The organism is Streptomyces hygroscopicus subsp. hygroscopicus (genome assembly GCF_001553455.1).
Classification (GTDB): Bacteria; Actinomycetota; Actinomycetes; order Streptomycetales; family Streptomycetaceae; genus Streptomyces; species Streptomyces hygroscopicus.
In genome coordinates, this window is sequence record NZ_BBOX01000089.1 from 9,923 (window position 1) to 29,810 (window position 19,888).

Here is a 19,888-nt window from a genome sequence, read left to right on the forward strand (position 1 = left end):
CGTCGTTTCACCACTCGTCCTCCAGCAACTCGATCTCCTCCTGCTCCAGATCCGACAGGGCGAGGTCGGAGGGGGTGTGGCCGCCCGCACCGGGTCCGGCCGCGTGCAGCGCCATCCCCTCCAGGGCGCGCAGCCACGCCTCGCCGACCTCCCGTACCTCCGCCTCGGACAGCACATCGCGGGCGTAGGTCCAGGTCACCATGAGTTCCGGGCCACCGGGGCGGTCGACGGTGACGGCGGTCAGCTCCAGTCCGTACGGGGTGCCCGGACCGTCGCCGCCGAGGTCGAGCCCGAGCGCCTCGGACGCCGGGGCCCAGTCGCCCCCGGGCCCGTCGTGGACCTCGACCCGGCCCAGGTAGCCGAAGCCGATCCGGGGCACCGCCAGCCGGGCCAGCTCCGCGCCCGCCTCCCGGTCCAGGTGGCGCAGCAGTCCGTAGCCGATCCCGGTGCCGGGCACCGCGCGCAGCTGTTCCTTGATCCGCTTGACCACCCGCCCGGTGTCCGGGCCGCCCGACCACAGCTCGCCCCACCGCACCTGGCCGGGGTCCAGCCGTACCGGGTACAGGCTGGTGAACCAGCCCACCGTACGGGACAGATCCGCGCCCCCGACGCTCTCGTCCCGGCCGTGCCCCTCCACGGCGACCAGCACCGAGGTGGCCGAGGAGCCCAGCCGGCGGCGCCGGTCGGCGACGGCCAGCGCCAGCGCGGCCAGCAGAACGTCCTCCACACCGCAGTGGAACACCGACGGCACCTGGCCGAGCAGCGGCTCGGTGCGGGCCGCCGGCAGCGTCACGGTGACGCGGGCGACCGGTCCAGCCGGGTCCTGCCCGGGGTCCTGCCCGGGGGCCTGCCCCCGGCCCTGCCCGGGAGCCTGTTCGGGGGCCTGCCCCGTGGTCTGCCCGGGGGCCTGCCCCGGGTCCTGCCCCAAGGTCTGCCCCGGGTCCTGCCCGGGAGCCTGCCCCGGGTCCTGCCCAGGGTCCTGCCCGGGAGCCTGTCCGGGGGCCTGTCCGGGGGCCTGTCCGGGGGCCTGCCCCGGGTCCTGCCCAGGAGCCTGCGGGGCCCCGCCGAGTTGGGCGTCCGGGGCGGACAGGAGGTCCGTCCACAGCGGCAGTTCGGCCCGCCGCTCCGGCCTGCGCACCTCGGCCGCCAGGAGTTCGCTCCACCGGCGCACCGAGGTGCCCACCGGGGTGAGCTCCGGCTCCCGGCCGGCGGCGACGGCCGTCGCGATGTCGGCGAGGTCCCGCAGCAGGATCCGCCAGGACATCCCGTCGATTACCAGGTGGTGGGCGACGAGCAGCAGCCGTCCCGGCCGACCGGCACCGGCGTCGAACCACACCGCGCGCACCATCCGGCCGTCCCGGGGCGCCAGCCCCGCACGGGCCTCGGTCAGGGCACGGTCGTACAGCGCGGCGAGGTCCCCGGCCGGGGCCCGGGCGGTGTCGATCCGGCGGACCCGGTCCGCGCAGGACACCGCCCCGGCCGGTGGCACGCTCAGCCGCCAGCCGCCCTCCGCGTCCTGGACCAGCCGGGCGCGCAGCACGTCGTGCCGGTCGTGCAGCGCCTGGAGCGCGGTGGTGAGGGTCGGCAGGTCGAGACCGGCCGGGGTCCGGACGAGCATCGGCTGGCCGAAGGCGTCGATCGCGCCGCCGCGCTCCCGCAGCCAGTGCATGATCGGCGTGGGGGCGAACTCGCCGACCGGGTTGTCCGGTGCGCGGGAGGCCGCGTCGTCGAGCACCTCCGCGACCGCGGCGAGCCCGGCCACCGTCTTGTGCTCGAACACATCACCCACGCGGAGCACCAGACCCGCCGCCCGGGCGCGGGCGATCAGCTGCATCGACACGATGCTGTCGCCGCCCAGTTCGAAGAAGCTGTCGTCGATGCCGACCGAGGTCAGCCGGAGCACCTCGGCGAAGACCGCGCACAGCGCCTCCTCGACCGGGGTCCGCGGGGGCCGTGAACCGGCCGCCGCGCCGAAGCTCGGCGCGGGCAGCGCCTTGCGGTCGAGCTTGCCGTTCGGGGTGAGCGGCAGCCGGTCCAGGACCACGAAGGCGGACGGGATCATGTACTCCGGCAGCGCTCCGGCCAGATGCGCCCGCAGCGCGGGGACATCCAACGCGCCCGGCTCGGCCGGGCTCCCCTGCGCACCGGGCAGCGGCTGGCCTCCGGCGGGGCGGTCGCCGGTGGGGTGGTCGCCGGTGGGGCGGTCACCAGCCGGGTGGCCACCGACAGGGCCGTCACCGGCCGAGTGGTCACCGGCGGGGCGGTCACCAGCCGGGTAGCCACCGGCGGGGCGGTCACCGGTGGGGTGGTCGCCGGTGGGGCGGTCGCCAGCCGGGCCGTCACCGGCGGAGTGGCCACCGACAGGGCCGTCACCGGGGGAGTGATCGCCGGTGGGGTGGCCACCGACCGGGTCGTCACCGGCCGGGCCGGACACCGCCGCGGGCACCACATAAGCCACCAGCCGGGCATTGCCGCCCTCGTCGGCGCGGGCCAGCGCCACGGCCTGGCCGACCGCCTCATGGGCGGTCAGCACCGTCTCGATCTCCCCCAGCTCGATCCGGAAGCCGCGCACCTTCACCTGGTGGTCGGCCCGGCCGGAGAACTCCAGCCGCCCGTCGGCGGTCCGGCGGACGATGTCGCCCGTGCGGTACATGCGCTCGCCGGGGCCGCCGAACGGGCAGGCCACGAACCGCTCCGCGGTCAGCGCGGGCCGGTTGTGGTAGCCCCGGACGACGCCCGCGCCGGCGATGTACAGCTCGCCCGGCACCCCGGGGGCGACCGGGCGCAGCCGGTCGTCCAGCACGTAGACCCGGGTGTTGGCGATCGGGGTGCCGATCGAGGGCACGCCGTGGCCGTCCGTCAGGTCCGCGGCCGTCGACCAGATGGTGGTCTCGGTCGGCCCGTAGAGGTTGGTCAGCCCGGCGGCCGACGCGCGCAGCCGCGTGGCCAGGGCCTCCGGCAGCGCCTCACCGCCGACCAGCACCCGCAGCCCGCGCACGCCCTCCGGCGACGCGGTGACCATGGCCTGCCACAGCGAGGGCGTCGCCTGGACGATGCCCGCCCCGGTGTCGTCGGCCAACCGCAGCAGCGCGGCCGGATCGCGCACGGTGTCCCGGTCGGCGATCACCACGCCCGCGCCGCACAGCAGCGGCAGGTACAGCTCCAGCGCCGCGATGTCGAACGACACCGTGGTGACCGCGAGCAGCCGGTCGGCGGGGCCGAGGCCGATCCGCTCGCCCATGTCGTCCAGGAAGTTGCTCAGGCCGCGGTGCGGGACGACCACGCCCTTCGGGCGGCCGGTCGAACCGGAGGTGTAGATGACGTACGCCGGGTGGTCCGGCGAGCACACGACACCGGGCGCGGCCGTGGGCGCCGCCGCCAGTTCGGCGACGGTGGCCGGGTCGTCCAGCACCAGCGCCGGAACGCCGCCCACCACGCCACCGGCCACCGCACCACCGGCCACCGCGCCGCTGACCGCCACGCCACCCGCCGCCACGGGACCACCCGCCGCGGGGGCTTCCGCGTCGCGGCGCGCGGCACCTTCACCACGCTCGTCCCGATCAGCCGACTCGTCCAGCGCCAACGCCGGTACACCAGCCACCGCGCCACCGGCCACCGCACCGCTCACCGCCGCGCCACCAGCCACCAAGCCACCGCCCGCGCCACCGCCCGCCACCGCACCACCCGCCGCGGCGGGCTCCGCGGCACCACCCGCCGCGGCGGGCCTGTCGCCGCAGGGGGTGCCTTCCGCCAGTAGTGGCGCCGTCGCGGAGGTGGCCAGCGCCAGCGTGGGGCGGGCGTCCCGGAGGGTGTAGCCGATCCGGTCCTTGGGGTGCTCCGGGTCCAGCGGGAGGTAGGCCGCCCCGGTCTTGAGCACGGCCAGCAGGGCGACGAGCAGGTCGGCGGAGCGTGGCAGCGCCACGGCCACCAGGCGTTCGGGGCCCGCCCCGCGGGCGGTCAGCAGCGCGGCGAGGCGGTTCGCGCGCTCGTCCAGCTGGGCGTAGGTCAGCTCGACGCCGCCGGAGACCACCGCGACGGCCGACGGGGTACGGGCGGCCTGCGCCCCGTACAGCTCGTGGACCCGGCGCGCGGGCAGCGGTCGCGCGGTGTCGTTCCACTCGACCAGCACCCGTTCGCGTTCGGCCGCCGACAACACGTCGACCTCGCTGATCCGCAGCCCGGGGTCGCCGGTCACCGCCTCCAGCACCTGGATCAGCCGCCGGACCAGCGCCGTCACGCTGTCCGCGTCGAACAGGTCGGTGCTGTACTCGCAGACGCCGGACAGCGCGCCCGGCCGCTCCGGCCGCTCGCCGAAGGCGAAGCTCAGATCGACCTTGGCGACGCCCAGGTCGACCAGCTCGGGCCGCAGGGCGAGCCCGCCCAGCGCGGTCTCGGCGGCCGGCATGTTCTGGACCATCAGCATGACCTGGAACAGCGGGTGCCGGGCCCGGGACCGCTCCGGGTCGACCACCTCCACCAGCCTCTCGAACGGGATGTCCTGGTGGGCGTAGGCGTCCAGCGCGGTGCGGCGCACCCGGGCCAGCAGCTGGTCGAACGTCGGGTCGCCCGAGGTGTCGGTGCGCAGCACCAGCGTGTTCAGGAAGACGCCGACCAGATCCTCCAGGGCCTGGTCGGGGCGCCCGGCGATGGGGCTGCCGACCGGGATGTCCTCACCGGCGCCCAGCTTGGTCAGCAGCAGGGCCAGCGCCGACTGCAGCACCATGAAGGTGCTGACCCCGCGGGACCGGGCCAGCGCGGTGAGACGGCCGTACAGCCCGGGGTCGAGCGCGAAGTCCAGGGTGCGGCCGCGGTGGCCGGCCACGGCCGGGCGGGGCCGGCCGGTGGGCAGGGCCAGCTCGTCCGGCAGCCCGGCGAGCGCCTGCCGCCAGTACGCCAGCTGACGGGCGGCCAGGCTGTCCGGGTCGTCCTCGTCGCCGAGGTGGTCGCGCTGCCAGAGGGTGAAGTCGGCGTAAGCGAGCGGCAGCGGGTCCCAGGCCGGGGCCCGGCCCGCGCAGCGGGCGGCGTAGGCGGCCGACAGGTCGCGCAATAGTGGCGCGGTGGACCAGCCGTCGGTGGCGATGTGGTGGATCACCAGGGCCAGGACGTGTTCCCTCTCGCCGAGTACGAACAGGGTGGTGCGCAGCGGGAGCTGGACGGTCAGGTCGAAGCCGCGGGTGGCGGTCGCCTCGAGCCGCTCCGGCAGCGCGGCCTCGGTGGTCTCCACCACGGTCAGCGGGATCCGCACCGCGTCCGGGTCCCACACCTGCTGCCGGGGCGAGCCGTCGGTCTCGGGGAAGACCGTGCGCAGGCTCTCGTGCCGGCCGATCAGATCGGACAGCGCCAGCTCCAGCGCCGCCCGGTCCAGCGGCCCGGACAGCCGGAGCACCACCGGCACGTTGTAGGTGGCGCTCGGCCCCTCCATCCGGCCCAGGAACCACAGCCTGCGCTGGGCGAAGGACAGCGGCACCACCTCCGGCCGCTGGGCGGGGACGAGGGGCCGCCGGGCGGCCTCCCGCCCGTCCAGCGCGGTCGCGAGCGCGGCCACGGTCGGCGCCTCGAACAGGGTGCGCACCGACAGTTCGGCGTCCAGCGCCGTACGGATCCGGTTGACCAGCCGCGCCGCCAGCAGCGAATGGCCGCCCAGGTCGAAGAAGTCGTCGTCGACCGACACCGGGCCGACCCCGAGCAGTTCGGCGAAGAGACCGCAGAGGATCTCCTCGCGGGGGGTGGTGGCCGCCCGCCCCGAGGGCGCCGGCGCGTGGCGCGGCGCGGGCAGCGCCGCCCGGTCGACCTTGCCGTTCGCGGTGAGCGGCAGCGCGTCCAGCACCACCACGGCCGAGGGCGCCATGTAGGCGGGCAGCTCCTGGGCGGCGAACCGGCGGACCGCGTCCTGGAGACCGCCCGGCCCCCGCCCCCCGGCGGGGGTGCAGTAGACGGCCAGCCGCTTGCCGGCCGCGCCGTCCTCCCGCGCCACCGCGGCCACCTGGCCGACCCCGGGGTGCCGGCCCAGCACCGCCTCGATCTCGCCCAGTTCGATGCGGAAACCGCGCACCTTCACCTGGGCGTCGGTCCGGCCCAGGTACTCCAGGACGCCGTCGGGCCGTCTGCGCACCAGGTCCCCGGTGCGGTACATCCGCTCCCCCGCCGCGCCGTACGGGCAGGCGACGAAGCGCTCGGCGGTCATCTCCGGGCGGTTGAGATAGCCCCGGGCCAGCCCGGCCCCGGCCACGTACAGCTCCCCGGCCACGCCGGGCGGGACCGGCCGCAGCCGCCCGTCCAGGACGTACGCCCGGGTGCGGTCCAGCGGAGCGCCGATGGGCGCGCGGCCCGCCGCCAGATCCGCCTCCCGCAGCACGTGGTAGGTGGCGAAGGTGGTGGTCTCGGTGGGCCCGTAGCCGTTGGCGAGGACGAGGCCGGGGCATGCCTCGCGCACTCGCCGCAGCAGCGCGGGCGAGAGCGCGTCACCGCCGGCGGTCACCGTGTGCAGCCCGGCCAGGGCGTCCGGCCGCTCCTCCGCCACCAGGTCGAACAGCCCCTTGGTGAGCCACAGGGCGGTCACCCCGTACCGCTCGGTCACCTCGCGCAGCTCGGCGGGGCCGAGCTCCCCCGGCGGCGCGACGACGACGGTGCCGCCGGACAGCAGCGGCACCCACAGCTCGTAGCTGGCCGCGTCGAAGGCGTGCGGCGAGTGCAGCAGGATCCGCCGGTGGGCCTCGGTGCGCCAGTGCCGGTCGGAGGCGAGGGCGACGACGTCGCGGTGGCGCACCGCCACGCCCTTGGGCGTGCCGGTGGAGCCGGAGGTGTACATCACATAGGCGAGCTGGTCGGGGTGGACCGGGAGGTCCGGGCTGCCCGGATCGCCGCCGTCCCCGTCTCCGCCCCCGTCCCGCACTCGCAGCACCCGCGCGCCGTCGGCGAAGGCGGTGTCGGCCCGGTCGGTCAGCAGCACGGGCGCGCCGGTCTCGTCGAGGATCCACCGCATACGGTCCGCGGGGAGGCTCGGGTGGAGCGGGACGTAGACCCCGCCGGCCTTGGTGACGGCCAGCGTGGCGACCACCACGTCCGCCGAGCGCTCCAGCACCATCGCCACCGGGGTCTCGGCGCCCACTCCGGCGTCGCGCAGCCGGTGCGCCAGCCGGTTGGCCCGCGCGTCGAGTTCGGCGTACGTCAGCCGTTCCGCGCCGGTGACCGCGAGCGCGTCCGGGGTGCGCGCGGCCCACGCCTCGACCCCGCGCGGCAGCGTGGCCGGGATGTCACCGGCACGGCCGGTGGTCTCCTCGCCGCGGACCTCGCCGTCGACCTCGCCGTCGGCCTCCCCGCCGGTCTCGCCGCCGACCTCGCCGCCCGCCAGCGCCTGCCGGCGCTCGGCCGCGGAGAGGATGTCGACCTGCGAGACGGGCAGGGCCGGATCGGCGGCCACCGCCTCCAGGAAGCGGGTGAACCGGTCGGCCAGCGCCTGTGCCCCTGCCCGGTCGTACAGGTCGGTGCTGTAGGCCAGCGTGCCGGTCAGGCCCGCCGGGGAGCCGTCGGGGTGGAAGGTCTCGCCGATCGCGAAGTCCAGGTCGAACTTGGCCGTCCGGTTGTTGGCGGGGTGCAGCCGGGTGTCCAGGCCGGGGAAGCGCAGCTTCAGCTCGGGGATGTTCTCGAACGTCAGCATCGTCTGGAACAACGAGTGCCGGGACAGCGAGCGGTTCGGGGCGAGGGTCTCCACCAGCAGGTCGAAGGGGACCTCCTGGTGGGCGAAGGCCGCCAGGTCCACCTCGCGGACCCGCTCCACCAGCTGCCGGAACGTCGGGTCGCCGGACACGTCGTTGCGCAGCACCAGCGTGTTGACGAAGAAGCCGATGCCGTCCACCAGGGACTCGTCGTTGCGGCCCGCGATGGCCGTGCCGATCGGGATGTCCTCGCCCGCGCCCAGCCGGGACAGCAGCCCGGCCAGGCCCGCCTGCACCACCATGAAGAGGCTGGCGCCGCTGGAGCGGGCGATGTCGGTCAGCGCGGTCTGCAGCTCGGGGCTCAGGGACAGCGGCAGGCGGTCGCCGTCGTTGCTCAGCACCGCCGGGCGGGGCCGGTCGGTGGGCAGCTCCAGCTGCTCGGGCAGCCCGGCCAGGGTCCGCTTCCAGTAGTCCAGCTGACGGCCGAGCAGGCTGTCCGGGTCGTCCTCGGCGCCCAGCAGCCCGGCCTGCCAGAGCGTGTAGTCCGCGTACTGCACCGGCAGCGGGCGCCAGGCGGGGGCGGATCCGGCGCGCCGCGCGGTGTAGGCGGCGACCAGATCGTCCACCAGCGGGCCGAAGGACCAGCCGTCGGCGACGATGTGGTGCACCACGATCAGGAAGACGTGTTCGGTGGGGCTGAGCACCAGCAGGTCGGCGCGGACCGGCAGGTCGCGGGCGAGGTCGAAACCGCGCCGCGCGGCCCGCGACAGCGCCTCGTCCAGCCGTTCCTCGGCCACCTCGGAGACCCGGATCTCGGCGCGGGCCGCGTCGGGGTCCAGCACCAGCTGGCAGGGCACCCCGTCGCGGTCGGGGAAGAGGGTGCGCAGGCTCTCGTGACGGCCGATGACGTCGTGCAGCGCGGTGTGGAGCGCGGCGCGGTCCAGCCGTCCGGTGAAGCGCAGCGACACCCCCAGGTTGTAGGTGCCGTCCGCGTGGTCCAGCTGGTTGATGAACCACAGCCCGCGCTGCGGGTACGCCAGCGGCACCACCTCGGGGCGCTCCTGGGGCGTCAGCGGGGTGCGCGCCCCGGTGGCCCGGTCGACCAGCCGGGCCAGTTCGGCGACGGTGGGCGCGTCGAACAGGTCGCGCACCGCCACGTCGGCGCCCAGGACGGCCTGGATGCGCAGCACCAGCCGGGTGGCGAGCAGGGAGTGCCCGCCGAGGGAGAAGAAGTTGTCGTCCACCGACACCGAGGCCAGTTCGAGGATCTCGGCGAAGAGTCCGCACAGCACCTGCTCCTGCGGGGTGCGCGGCGGCCTGCCCGTCCCCTCGCCGGTGAGCGACGGCTCCGGCAGCGCCGTGCGGTCCAGCTTGCCGTTGGGGGTGAGCGGCAGGGCGTCCAGGGGCAGTACGGCGGCGGGCACCAGGTAGTCGGGCAGCGCCTCGGCGAGCCGCTCACGCAGCGCGGACGGGTCCAGCCGGTGGCCCGGGGCGGGCACCGCGTAGGCGACCAGCCGCTTGTCGCCTACGCGGTCCTCGCGCACGACCACGGCGGCGGAGGCGACACCGGGCTGGCGGGCGACGGCGGCCTCGACCTCACCGGGTTCGATCCGGAAGCCCCGGATCTTCACCTGGTCATCGGCGCGGCCGGCGAACTCCAGCACCCCCTCGCCGGTCCAGCGGGCGAGGTCGCCCACCCGGTACATCCGGCTCCCCGCCGGACCGTAGGGGTCGGCGACGAACCGCTCCGCGCTGAGCGCGGGGGCCCGCCAGTAGCCGCGCGCCAGGCCCTCGCCCGCGAGGTACAGCTCGCCGACCACGCCCGGCGGCACCCGGCGCAACTGGTCGTCCAGGACCTGGGCCCGGGTGTTGTCCAGCGGGGTGCCGATCGGTACCACGTCGGGCACCCGGTCGGCGGAGGTCAGCCGGTGGCAGGTGGCGAAGGAGGTGGTCTCGGTCGGGCCGTAGGTGTCCTTGAACACCATCCCGGGGAACCGCTCGAGCAGGGCGCGCACCGCCGTACCGGGCACCACGTCGCCGCCGGCCAGCAGCTCCCGCACACCGGTCAGGCAGTCCAGGTCGTTCTCGGCCACGACGCGGAACAGCCCGGCGGTCAGGTGCAGTCCGGTGACGCCGTGCTCGGTGATCATCCGGCGCAGCGTGCGCACGTCCACGTCCTGCGGCGGGGCGATGACGACCGTGCCGCCGGTGAGCAGCGGCACCCACAGCTCGTAGTTGGCGGCGTCGAAGGCGTGCGGCGCGTGCAGCAGCACCCGGCGGTGGGCGCCGGTGTCGAAGCAGCCGTCCAGGGCGAACGCCAGCAGGTCGCGGTGGGTGACCGCGACGCCCTTGGGGAGGCCGGTCGAGCCAGAGGTGAACATCACGTACGCGAGCCGCTCGGGGTGGACGGCCACGTCGGGGGCGGCATCGGCCGGGGCGTCCGGGGCGGGGGGCTGCCCGGTGGGGTCGTCGTCCACCACGATGGTGGTGGCCCCGTGGGGGAACTCCGGCTCCGGCTGGGCCCGGTCGACGAGCAGCACCGACGGTTCGGTCCGCGCCATCACCTGCTCCCAGCGGGTCTGCGGGGCGCGGGCGTCCAGCGGCACGTAGGCGCCACCGGCCTTGAGCACGGCGAGCAGCGAGACGACGAGTTCCACCGAGCGCTGCTGGAGCACGGCCACCCGCGACTCCGGGCCGACGCCCGCGGCGAGCAGCCGGTGTGCGAGCCGGTTGGCGCGCCGGTCCAGCTCCCGGTAGCTGATCGCGGTGGAGTCGGCGGCGACGAGCGCGGTGGCGTCCGGCGCGGCGGCCACCCGCTCGGCGAACCGGTCGGGCACCGAGCCGGTGAGCGCGGGCACCTCGCGGACCGGGCCGGTCCACTCCACGGCCAGCCGGCGGGTCTCCTCGGGCTCCAGGACGTCGATCTCGGCGATGCTCGCCCCGGGCCGTGCGACGGCCGACTCCAGCACCCTCAGAAACCGCCGCACCATCCGGCGCACGGTCCCGGCGTCGTACAGATCGGTGGCGTACAGCACCTGTCCGCCGATCCCGGCGGGCGCCCCCGCCGCGTCCCGCCGCTCGCTGAAGTCGAACTGGAGGTCGAACTTGGCGATGGTCAGGTCGCCCGGGGCCACCGAGGCGGTCAGTCCGGGCAGGTCCAGCGAGCGGTCCGGGTGGTCCTGCATGCTCAGCAGGATCTGGAACAGCGGGTGCCGGGACCGCGAGCGGTCCGGGTTGAGCACCTCCACCAGCCGCTCGAACGGCACGTCCTGGTGCGCGTAGGCCGCCAGGTCGGCCCGGCGGACCCGGTCGACCAGCTCGGTGAACGACGGCCGCCCGGAGGTGTCGGTGCGCAGCACCAGCGTATTGACGAAGAACCCGACCATGTCGTCCAGGGCCTCGTCGGTCCGGCCGGCGACCGGGCTGCCGACCGGGATGTCCTCGCCCGCGCCGAGCTTGGACAGCAGCACGGCCAGCGCCGCCTGGAGCACCATGAAGACGCTGGCGCCGCCGGCGTGGGCGACGGCGAGCAGCTCACGGTGGAGTCCGGGGCTGATGTCACACTCCACTACGGCGCCGCGGTGGCTCGCCACCGCGGGCCGGGGCCGGTCGGTGGGCAGGGCCGGCTCCTCGGGCAGACCGGCCAGCGCGGTCTTCCAGTACGCCAGCTGACGGGCCAGCGGGCTGGTCTCGTCGGATTCCTCGCCCAGCAGCGACCGCTGCCAGAGGGTGTAGTCGGCGTAGGCGACCGGCAGCGGCTCCCAGCCGGGGGCCCGGCCGTCGCGGCGGGCGGTGTAGGCGGCCGACAGATCGCGCACCAGCGGCGCCAGGGACCAGCCGTCCCCGGCGATGTGGTGGACCACGACGGACAGCACGTGCTCATCGCCGCCGAGGTGGAACAGCTCGGCCCGCAGCGGCAGTTCGGTGGCGAGCCGGAAGCTGTGGGCCGCGGCGGCGGCCAGGGCGGCGGGCAGGTCCGCGGCGGCCACCTCGGACACGTACGGCAGCGGCGGCAGCTCCTCGGCGGCCACCAGGTGCTGCCGGGGCTCACCGGCCGTGTCGGGGAAGACGGTGCGCAGGCTCTCGTGCCGCAGCAGAACGTCCCGGATGGCCGCCCGCAGCGCCGGGACGTCCAGCTCACCGGACATCCGCACCACGAAGGGGATGTTGTACGTGGGGCCTCGGCCGTCGAGCCGGTCGAGGAACCACAGCCGGGCCTGCGCGAACGACAGCGGCATGGGATCGGGCCGGTCCACCGGGACCAGCGGGGCCCGCGCCGCCCCCGCGGTGTCCAGCAGTCCGGCGAGCGCGGCCACGGTGGGCCGGTCGAACACCTCGTGGACGGCGAGTTCCACGCCGAGCACCGAGCGGGCGCGGCCGGCCAGCCGGGTGGCGGCCAGCGAATGGCCGCCGAGCGCGAAGAAGTTGTCGTCCACCCCCACCTCGGGCACGCCGAGCACCTCGGCGAACAGCCCGGCCAGCACCTGCTCGCCCGGGGTGCGGGCGTCGCGGCCGGCCGCCCCGCCGGTCACCTCCGGCTCCGGCAGCGCCCGTGTGTCCAGCTTGCCGCTGGGGGTCAGGGGCAGCGCGGGCAGGGTGACGAACGCGGCGGGCAGCATATAGTCCGGCAGCGACGCGCCGAGCTTCTTGCGCAGCAGCCCCGGATCCAGCGCCTCACCGGGGACCTGCGGCACCACATAGGCCACCAGCCGCCGCTCACCGCCCCGGTCGTCCGCGGCGACCACGGCGCAGTCGGCGACGCCCTGGCAGGCCGACAGCGCCGCCGCGATCTCGCCGGTCTCGATCCGGAACCCCCGGATCTTCACCTGGTCGTCGGCGCGGCCGAGGTACTCCAGCAGCCCGTCGGCGGTCCAGCGCGCCAGGTCACCGGTGCGGTACATCCGGCTGCCGTCGCCCGCGAACGGGTCGGCCACGAACCGGGAGGCGCTCAGCCCTGGCCGCTTCAGATAGCCCTGCGCGACACCGGCGCCCGCCACGTACATCTCCCCGGCCACCCCCGGGGGCGCCGGGCGCAGCGCGCCGTCCAGCACCCGCACCCGCAGGTCGGGGATTCCCCGGCCGATCAGCGATCCGGCGCCGGAGGCGGCGAGTTCGCGGTCCAGGGCGAGGTGGCTGACGTGCACCGTGGTCTCGGTGATGCCGTACATGTTGACCAGCAGCGGTGCGCACGCGGCGCCCTCGCCGTGGCGTTCGTACCAGTCGGCCAGCCGCCCCAGGTCCAGCGCCTCGCCGCCGAAGACCACATGGCGCAGCGCCAGCCGGTCGCCGGTCGCCGGGTCCTCCCGGTCGGCGCCGACGAGCTGGTAGAACGCCGACGGGGTCTGGTTGAGGAAGGTCACCCGCTCGTCCGCCAGCAGCCGCAGGAAGCGCTCCGGCGACCGGGACACCTCGAACGGGACCACCACGAGCCGCCCGCCGTGCAGCAGCGGCCCCCACAGCTCCCACACCGAGAAGTCGAAGGCGTAGGAGTGGAACAGGGTCCACACCTCGTCGGCGGCGAAGGGGAACCACCGGCGGGTGGCGGCGAACAGCCGGACCACGTTCCGGTGGGAGACCACGACGCCCTTGGGGCGCCCGGTGGAACCGGAGGTGTAGATGACGTACGCGGGGGCCGCCGGCAGCAGGGGCGCGGGCCGGTCGGCGTCGGTCAGATCGGTGCCGGGCAGGGCGGCGAGCCGCTCCCGCACCGCCTCGTCGCCCAGCACCACCCGTGCCACGCCCTCGGGCAGGGCCACCTCGACCCCGGTGCCCGTCACGAGCAGGGTCAGGTCCACGTCGGCGATGGTGTACGCGATCCGGTCCGCCGGGTAGGCGGGGTCGATGGGCACGTAGGCGGCGCCCGACTTCACCACCGCCAGCAGCGCCACCACCAGGTCGATCGAGCGGGGCAGCACCAGGCCCACGAACCGGCCCGGCCCGGCGCCGCGCCCGACCAGCAGCCGGGCCAGCGCGTTCGCCCGCGCGTTCAGCTCGGCGTAGGTCAGCGCGTCCGCGCCGAGGGACACCGCCCGCGCCTCGGGGCACTCCCGCACCCGCGCCTCGAACAGCTCGGGGAGGGTGGCGGACGGCGCGGTGGTGGCGGCCCGGTCGGCGTCGCCGCCACGCTCCCCGGGAAGCGCGACCGACTCGCCGTCACGCTCCCCGGGAAGCCCGGCCGTCCCGCCGTGAACCTCCCCGGGAAGCCCGGCCGTCCCGCCGTGGAAGTCCACCAGCACCTGCCGGCGCTCGGCCTCGGTGGCGATGTCCAGCGCGCCGAGCGGCCGGTCCGGCGCACCGGCGCCCAGGGCGCGCAGGAGTCCGGTCAGCCGCTGGCCGTGGCGCTCCACCTCGGCCGCGGAGTACAGCTCGGGGCTGGCGTTGAGCTCCACCCGCAGCCCGCCGTCGCCCGCCCGGTTGTCGATGACGACGGTCAGGTCGTCGTCGTGGCCGATGGTCAGGTTGTGCACCACGCCCGGGTGGCCGCCGAAGTCCAGGTCGTAGTCGAACATGATGATGTTGACGCGCGGGCCGACCAGGCGCCTGCCGTCGGCCAGCGCGCCGACGTCGCGGCGCAGCTCCTCGTAGCGGTAGTGCTGGTGGCGCAGGGCGCCGCGCATCCGCCGGGAGACCTGGCCCAGCAGCCCGGCGACGGTGTCCCCGGGCCGTACCGACAGCCGCAGCGGTACGAGGTTGGACACCATGCCGGGCACCTTCGCGGCGTCGCCGCCGGGCCGGGCCGCGACCGGGAGGGCCAGCACCACATCGGTGCGGCCGGTGATCCGGTGCAGGTACAGCGCCTGGGCGGCGACGGCCACCGTCGGCCAGGCGGTACCGGCCTCGCGGGCCAGCGACCGGATCGACGCCACGGCGGCCGGTTCCAGCGTGGCGACCGCCCGCAGCAGCGGGCCGTCCGGGTAGCGGGTGGGCTGTGCGGTGAGGCCCTGGGCCTCGGGGCGGTCGGCGAGCTGCTCGGCCCAGTACCGCCGGTCGCGGGCGATCTCCTCGGACCCGCCGTACGCGGCGTCGGCCTCGATGAGTTCCCGCAGACCGCCGTGGCCGGGCTCCGGGCACGGCCGGCCCGCCGCGGCGGCCGAGTACACGGCGGCGACCCGGCGCGCGACCATGCCCACGCTCAGGCCGTCCAGCGCGATGTGGTGGTGGCGCTGGTACCAGACGTACCGGTCGGCGGCGAGCCGGAACAGCGCGAAGGTGAACAGCGGTCCGGCCGCGAGGTCCACCGGCCGCCGCTGGTCGGCCGCGGTCCACTCGCGCACGGCGGCCTCCGGATCGTCCCGTCCGGACACGTCCACGAGGTGGAACGGCCAGTCGAGTCCGGGCGCCACCACCTGGTAGGGGCCGTCGGCGTCCGCGCCGAAGGACACCCGCAGGGCCTCGGTCTCGTCCACCACCCGCCGCAGGGCGGCCTCGAACAGCCCGGCGTCGACGGGGCCCTGGATGTCCACCCGCTCCGCCAGGCCGAAGAGCGGATTGGCGGGATCGCCCTGGACGGCGTACCAGATTCCCCGCTGGCCGTCGGTCAAGCGGAAACGAACACCCTGCGGGACAGACATGCACTCACTCCACATTCGATGGGAGAAAGGAGACAGTCGGCTGAACAGCCTTCACTGGTCGCAGCCTGTCCGACGCCCGTGAGGTGCGACAACGACAGTGCAAAGAATTGAGTACGTGGCCCGGGAGGCGTAGTGACGCTTCCGATTTGAACTATTCAAGGCGATGTAGGCGGCACTGCGCGCCACGGGCACCCTGTGAGCCATGAACGCCAGACGGCAGGATGCCGAGCGCCGCGAGCGGGCCCCGGCGCCGCTGACCACCGAGGTCACCCACACCACGTCGCTCGAGACGCTGCTCGCGGCCCCGTGCCCGGACTTCCCCGTGCTGCCCGGGGTGTGCGTCCTGGAGTATCTGCGGGCGAGTGCCGAGGCCACCCTGCCCGCCCCGGGCCTGCGCTGGCGCGCGGTGGACCGGGTGCGGTTCCTGGGCGCCGTGTTCCCCGGCGAGGAGCTGACGGTCGGGCTGACCTGGCAGCGCTCGGGCGAGGACGAGTGGACCTCGCTGGCCACCGCGAGCACCGTACGCGGTACGGCGGCCACCGCCCGGTTGCGCTACGTCGGGGAGGCGGACCGGTGATCGAACTGGACGGGGTGCGCCGGCTGCTCCCGCGCCGCCGCCCCATGCTGCTGGTGGACCGGGTGCTGGACGTCGTCCCCGGCGAGCGGATCGTCGCGGCCAAGGCCGTCACCTGCAATGAGCCGTGGTACGCGCGGCTGCCCGAGGGCACCCCCGCCGAACGGCTCGGCTATCCGCCGGCCCTGGTGATCGAGTCCTGGGGCCAGGCCGCCGGAATCCTGTCCCGGCTCAGCGGTGAGCTGCCCGAGGGCATGATGCTGCTCGGCGGGATGAGCGATGTCGTGGTGCACCGCACGGTCCTGCCCGGAGTGCTGCTGGAGCACCGGGCGAGGATCGTCAAGTCCCTCGGGGACCATCTGATCTTCGAGGGGGAGAGCCTGGTGGACGGGGGCGTGGTGGTGTCCATCGGGCGGATGGTGATGGCCTTCCGCCCCGCGAGCGCGCTGCGTCCCCCGGGCGGCGACGGGCCCTGAACCGGCGACACCGGGCCGCCCGGTGCCCCCGCGGGGGTACCGGGCGGCCCGGTGTCCGGACGCGGGCACCGGGCGGCCCGGTGTCCGCAACGGTGCTCAGGAGTCGGCGGTGGCCAGCCCCGCCTCGTCCGGCAGGAACCGGACCGGCAGCGTCGACATCCCGGTCATCAGGTTGGAGTGGATCCGGCGCGGCTCACCGGTCAGCTCGACACCGCGGGTGAAGGTCCGCAGCGCGTCCAGCATCTCCTTCACCTCCACCCGCGCCAGATAGGCGCCGAGGCAGAAGTGCGGACCGTAGCCGAAGGTGATGTGCTTGTTCGGGGTGCGGCCGAGGTCCAGGACATAGGGGTTGTCGAAGACCGACTCGTCGCGGTTGGCCGAGGTGTTCCACAGCGTGACCACGTCGCCCGCCTTGATCGTCCCGCCGGCGATCTCGACGTCGACCAGCGCGGTGCGGCCGAAGTTCATCGCGGGGGTGGCCCAGCGCAGCGTCTCCTCGGTGGCCGACTCCAGCGTCACCGAACCCTCCTTGAGCCGCTTCCACTGCTCCGGCTCGCGGCTGAGCGTGTAGAGGGAATCGATCATCGTGAGCCGGCTGGTCTCGTCGCCGCCCAGGATCAGGCTGTAGCAGTTGAAGACGATGTCCTGATCGGTCAGCGGCACCCCGTCGATCTCGCTGCGGGTGAGCGTGGTGATCACGTCGTCCTGCGGATCGGCGCGCCGCTCGGCGACCAGGTCGCTGAAGTACAGCAGGATCTCGTTGCGCGCCAGGAACGCCTCCTCCGGGGCCTGGTCCGCCTCGTCCGAGCTGAGCGAGGACTTGGTCAGCCCCAGCAGGTAGGCGTGGTCCTTCACCGGCACCCCGAGCAGCCCGCCCACGGTGGTCAGCGGGATCACCGAGGCCACCTCGGCCGCGAAGTCCCCCTCCCCGCGCCGGACCGCGTCGGCGATCATCCGCCGCGCGTTGGCCCTGACCAGCGCCGCGACCTTGGACAGGGCGCGCGGCGAGAACGCCTTGAGCATCACATTGCGCAGGTCCTTGTGGCGCCGGCCGTCGGTCACCGCCAGCATCTGGCCGGCCGCCGAGTCGCCGCCCGCCAGCAGCGTCACCAGGACGTTGCCCTTCTCGGAGGTGAGCCGCTGGTTGTCCCGGTAGAGCGCCATCACGTCGGCGTAGCGGCTGACCACCCAGAAGCCGGGGTTGCCGTCGACCGGCGGGTGCCAGTACAGCGGGTGGTCGGCGCGCAGCCGGCGCCAGTACGCGTCCATGTCGTGTTCCAGGTAGGTCTTGGGGTCGACCAGGTTGACCGCCGAGATCTCCTCCGGGACCTCGGTCCGGCTCGTCGCAGTCTGCACGCTCATCCCTCCACCAATCGGGTCACTTGAGTTCCCGGAGCTTCTCGTTGAGTACGCGGCCGATCTCGGCGGCCGGTTCGGGCCGCATCAGGTACGGATGGGCGCACGCGATCCGCCGGTGCTCGATCCGGCCGCCGACGTACGGGCGCCACCGCTCGGCGCGGGCCGCCAGCTCGGCCGCGGGCACCGACGGGTCCTCCTCGGCCACCAGCACCAGCAGGTCGCCCTGGTACCGGGCAGGTTCATGGGCCAGGAACAGCCGGCGGTTGTGGGCGAAGGCACGGGCCAGCGCGGCGACGTCGTCCTCGTCCAGGCTGGCCAGCACGGACTGCCGCTCCCGCAGCATGGTCACCACCTGGCCGTGGGACAGCGGCGCGTCGCCCAGGGCGGCCACGTCGTAGCCCACGAAGTCCAGCAGCACGCGCAGCGCGTCCTGTTCGTCCGGCGTCCGGTCCGGCAGCGGCTCGGAGCGGTCGATCGGGTACTCGTCCAGGTTGACCAGCAGCGCCACCTCCTCGCCCGCGGCCTGCAACAGCGCCGCCATGGCGTGGATGACCGTGCCGCCGAGCGACCAGCCGAGCAGGGCGTACGGTCCGGTGGGCTGGACGCGGCGGATCTGGGCCACGTAGTCGGCCGCCATCTCCTCCAGCGTCGCGGGGAGCGGGCCGTCCCCGCCGGTGAGCCCCCGGCTCTGCAGCCCGTAGACCGGGTGCTCGGCGTCCACGCTGCGCAGCAGCGCCGAGTAGCTCCAGCTCAGCCCGCCCACCGGGTGTACGCAGAACAGCGGGGTGCGGCTGCCGTGCTCGCGCAGCGGAAGCAGCACCTCCAGCGAGTCCTGCTCCGCGTCGCCGCCGAGCCTCAGGGCCAGTTCGGCGACGGTGGGCGCGGTCAGCACGGTCCGCATGCCCAGCTTGACGCCGAACGCCGACCGGATCCGGTTGACCAGGCTCATCGACATGATGCTGTCGCCGCCGAGGTCGAAGAAGCTGTCGTGGACGCCCACCACGTCCAGCCCCAGCTCCTCCCGGAACAGCCCGCACAGGATCTCCTCCTGCGGGGTGCGCGGTCCGCTCCACGCGCGGGGGGTGTGGTCGGGTGCGGGCAGCGCCCCGCGGTCGACCTTTCCGCCGGTGTTCAGCGGCAGCTCGTCGAGCACCGTGAACGCGGCCGGGACCATGTACCCGGGCACGGCCGCCGACAGCCGCTCGCGCACCGCGGCGACGTCCAGCCCGCCGTCCTGGGCCGGCACCAGATAGGCGGCCAGCCGCCCGCCCGCGCCCTGGTCGGTGCGCAGCACGACCACGGCCTGTGCCACCTGCGGGTCCCGGGCCAGCGCGGCCTCGATCTCGCCGAGTTCCACGCGGTAGCCGCGGACCTTGACCTGCTGATCCACCCGGCCCAGGTACTCCAGCTGCCCGTCCGCCCTCCAGCGCGCCAGGTCGCCGGTGCGGTACAGCCGGCCGCCCGGCGCGCCGAACGGATCGGCCACGAACCGCTCCGCGGTCAGCGCGGGCCGGCCCAGATAGCCGCGGGCCAGCTGGCCGCCGCCGATGTACAGCTCGCCGACGGCGCCGCGCGGCGCGGGCCGCAGCCCCGCGTCGAGCACGTACAGCCGGGTGTTCGGCGTCGGCCGGCCGATCGGCACCGCGCCGGACGGCGTCTCCTCGCCCGGTTCCAGCCGCAGCACGGCGCAGCCGACGGTGGCCTCGGTCGGCCCGTACTCGTTCACCACGGCCACGTCCGGGTGCGCGGCGCGCCACGGGGCCAGCGCCTCGCCCAGCAGCTGCTCACCGCCGATCACCAGCTCGCGGGTCGGCGAGCACTCCGGGTCCATACCGGTCAGCAGCGGCAGGTGCGACGGGGTGACCTTGCAGAACGCGGGCCGGACCCGCCCGTCCGCGGGCTGCTCCAGCTCCGCCACGTGCACACAGCCGCCGGTGGTCAGCGGCCCGAACAGCGAGGTGACCGCCATGTCGAAGGAGACCGGCGAGTGCAGCAGGGCCCGCTCCGCCAGCGACGGGTATGCCTCGGCGGCGTGGTCGAGGTACTGGGCGAACGCACGGTGCTCCACCACGACACCCTTGGGCCGCCCGGTGGACCCCGAGGTGTAGATCACGTACGCGGGGCTCTGCGCACGCCACCGGGGACCGCCGGACGCGGCAGGCCCGGCGGGCCCGTCCGGCCCGGCAGACCGGGCGGGGGCGGCGGGCGCGGCGGATACGGCGGGCGCGGCAGGCCCGGCAGGCGCGCCGGACC

General features: G+C 75.2%; 5 protein-coding genes. 2 read left to right on the top strand and 3 right to left on the bottom strand.

The window, feature by feature from the left end; genetic code table 11:
- Positions 1–7: 7 nt before the first annotated feature.
- Positions 8–15,196: a non-ribosomal peptide synthetase gene (locus tag AXW62_RS10000; RefSeq protein ID WP_060944192.1), complete on the bottom strand. Its 15,189-nt coding sequence runs from the start codon at positions 15,194–15,196 to the stop codon at positions 8–10.
- Between the two features lie 232 nt (positions 15,197–15,428).
- Here AXW62_RS10000 and AXW62_RS10005 point away from each other — a divergent pair, with 232 nt between their 5' ends.
- The gene (locus AXW62_RS10005; RefSeq protein ID WP_060944193.1) at positions 15,429–15,803 is read left to right on the top strand and encodes an ApeI family dehydratase; all 375 of its coding nucleotides are present in this window, start codon (positions 15,429–15,431) and stop codon (positions 15,801–15,803) included.
- Entirely contained in the window at positions 15,800–16,276 is a 477-nt protein-coding gene (locus AXW62_RS10010; RefSeq protein ID WP_030828219.1) for a 3-hydroxyacyl-ACP dehydratase FabZ family protein, read from the top strand. Before AXW62_RS10005 ends, AXW62_RS10010 begins: the two co-directional genes overlap by 4 nt.
- A 96-nt stretch (positions 16,277–16,372) precedes the next feature.
- Here AXW62_RS10010 and AXW62_RS10015 read toward each other — a convergent pair whose 3' ends face one another.
- Both AXW62_RS10015 and AXW62_RS10020 read right to left on the bottom strand, forming a co-directional pair.
- Positions 16,373–17,638 (bottom strand): cytochrome P450, encoded by a 1,266-nt coding sequence (locus AXW62_RS10015; RefSeq protein WP_060944194.1) that lies wholly within the window; start codon positions 17,636–17,638, stop codon positions 16,373–16,375.
- Positions 17,639–17,654: 16 nt separating this feature from the next.
- Positions 17,655–19,888: amino acid adenylation domain-containing protein (locus AXW62_RS10020; RefSeq protein ID WP_159060850.1), on the bottom strand; the 2,234-nt coding region annotated here is incomplete at its 5' end.